This window comes from Albidovulum sp. (assembly GCF_041919395.1).
Lineage (GTDB): Bacteria > Pseudomonadota > Alphaproteobacteria > Rhodobacterales > Rhodobacteraceae > Albidovulum.
Genome location: NZ_JAYRTX010000181.1, coordinates 1 through 2411, shown reverse-complemented (window position 1 = coordinate 2411; position 2411 = coordinate 1). Strand labels below are relative to the sequence as shown.

The following is a 2411-nucleotide window of genomic DNA, read 5'->3' as shown; positions in this document are numbered from 1 at the left end:
GCGGAGGCGGCAGAGGGCGATCTCGCGCGGCTCGAAACGGCGCTTCGCATCGGCGAGGTCTTCGCTGTCATGAGCGAGGAAGGACTTGCCTACGGCAGCGAGATCGAGGCCGACATGTTCCCGGGCGCGGGAGGTCCGGCCTGGCAGAGGGCAGTGGCCGGCATCTACGCGGTGGACCGGATGGCGCCGATCTTCATCGACGGCTTCGAGGCGGAGCTTGCCGCGTCGGATGCCGACGTGCCGGCAATGGTGGCCTTCTTTGAAACCCCGCTCGGACAGAAGGTCACGACGCTGGAGATTTCCGGCCGTCGCGCCCTTCTTGACCAGGCTGTCGAGGACGCCAGCCGTCTGAAGTACGAGGAACTCGCCGCGGCGGGCGACGCGAAGACCGGCCTCATCGACGAGTTCGTCGATGTGAACGATCTTGTGGAGGCCAACGTCGTGGGCGCGATGAACGCGAACTACGCCTTCTACCAGGGCCTCGGTGACGCCGGCCTGCTCAAGGACGGGCTGACCGAGGACCAGATCATCGCCGAGATATGGGGCCAGGAGGAGTCGATACGCGCGGAAACCGACCTCTGGATCCGCTCCTACCTCGTCATGGCCTACGCGCCGCTGACGGAGGCCGAGATCCGCGACTACATCGCGTTTTCCCGGACGCAGGCGGGCCGGGAATTGAACCGGGCGCTCTTTGCCGGCTTCGATGCCGCCTTCACCGATGTCTCGCGCCAGCTCGGCCGTGCCGCGGGCGGCGTGATGGCGGGGCAGGACCTCTGACCCGGCCCGGCTGGTCCCGCCACCGCCCTTGTTTCGCCCTTTCCATCCGCTAGCATCCACCGGGACGAGCGGGGATGCGCGCCAGCATGACAGGCAGGACAGACAGGGTCGAACGGCGCCGGGTGTTCTACATTCCCGGCTACGATCCGTTTCCTCCGCGCCGCTATCGTGAGCTCTACCGCAAGGAGGGCGCCGAGCAGGCGCGGATCAGCGGCTATGATCTGGACCTTCGCGCCAGCGGACCCACAGGGTGGCAGGTCGGCTTCGCGGGCGACGGCGCGCGCGTCGAGACCGGGTTCGAGGTGCTGACCTGGTCCGACATCGTGACCGCCTCGATGGGGCGGGGCATCGCCGCGACCTATGGCCAGCTTGTCCGCACGGCCTGGATCTATCTCGCATCCGGGGCGCTCTTCCGGCTGGCCCGTCTCAGGAAGGGGCCGACGATTGCCGCGCTATATCCGGTCGCGTTCCTCCTCCTGCAGGCGGCGCTGGCGCTGGCGGCCGGCTGGGGCGTCTTCGCACTCCTGTCGCGGGCGGGGGGCACGCTCTGGCCCGGCGCGCCGGCGGCGGTGCCGGCGGTCGTCGGGCTCGTGCCCGGGGCTGCGGCGGCGATCGTGCTCCTGCGCTGGTTCCGCCGGCACGACAACCGCATCTTCGCCTGGTACCTCATGCACGACTACGCCTTCACCGCGAGCGCCGGCGGTGCCGTGCCGCCGCCGTTGCGGCCGCGGCTCGCGGCCTTTGCCGACCGGATCGCGGCCGCGTTCTGCGAGGACTGGGACGAGGTGCTGGTCGTCGGCCATTCCTCGGGCGCACATCTCGCCGTCACGGTACTCGCCGATCTGATCCGGTCGGGCAGGGTGCGAGAGGGGGGGGCGGCGCTCGGCTTCCTCTCGCTGGGGCAGGTGGTGCCGATGGTGTCCTTCCTGCCCGGCGCCGGGGATCTCCGCGGAGACCTCGCGTTTCTCTCGTCGCGGCAGGAACTTGCCTGGATCGACGTGACCGCCCCGGGCGACGGCTGCGCCTATGCGCTCTGCGATCCGGTGGCGGTCTCCGGCGTCGCGCCGCCGGACAAGCGCTGGCCGCTCGTCGTATCGGCCGCCTTCACGCGGACCCTGAGCCCGGAGCGCTGGCAGGCGCTCCGCTGGCGGTTCTTCCGCCTGCACTTCCAGTATCTCTGCGCCTTCGACCGGCCGGGGGACTACGACTACTTCCGCATCACCGCGGGGCCCCTCACGCTCGCGGCGCGCTACCGGGGCCGGGCGCCCTCGCAAAGCCGCATCGAGACGCCGCTCAATCCCCACGGGCAGGCCGCATGATCCCGCCCAAGCCCGCCCCGCGGCCCGACAGGGTGACGCTCTGGCGCTATCTCAGGCTCTTTCGTGACGATATCCTCTCGGCCCAGCCCGCGCGGCTCTACCGTGCCTGGATGGCGGAGTTCCGGACGCCGTTCTTCCGCTCCTACCTCTGCAACGATCCCGCGCTGGTCGATCTGGTGCTGAAGGGCCGGCCGATGGACTTTCCGAAGTCCGGCCGCATCCGCGAGGGGCTGAAGCCGCTTCTGGGCGACAGCGTCTTCATCACGAACGGCGAGACCTGGGCGCGCCAGCGGCGGATCATCGATCCCGCCTTCG

At 70.0% G+C, this 2411-nt stretch carries 2 protein-coding genes and 1 pseudogene; all 3 read left to right on the top strand.

Annotated elements, in window-relative coordinates; genetic code table 11:
- On the top strand, positions 1–777 hold a 777-nt coding region (locus ACMUOO_RS17120; protein ID WP_413855799.1), incomplete at its 5' end, for a DUF2059 domain-containing protein.
- An 86-nt stretch (positions 778–863) separates the two neighbouring features.
- Positions 864–2096: a hypothetical protein gene (locus ACMUOO_RS17115; protein WP_413855798.1), complete on the top strand. Its 1233-nt coding sequence runs from the start codon at positions 864–866 to the stop codon at positions 2094–2096.
- Positions 2093–2411, top strand: a pseudogene (locus tag ACMUOO_RS17110) (cytochrome P450); the annotation flags it as partial. The gene ACMUOO_RS17115 and the pseudogene ACMUOO_RS17110, both read left to right, overlap by 4 nt.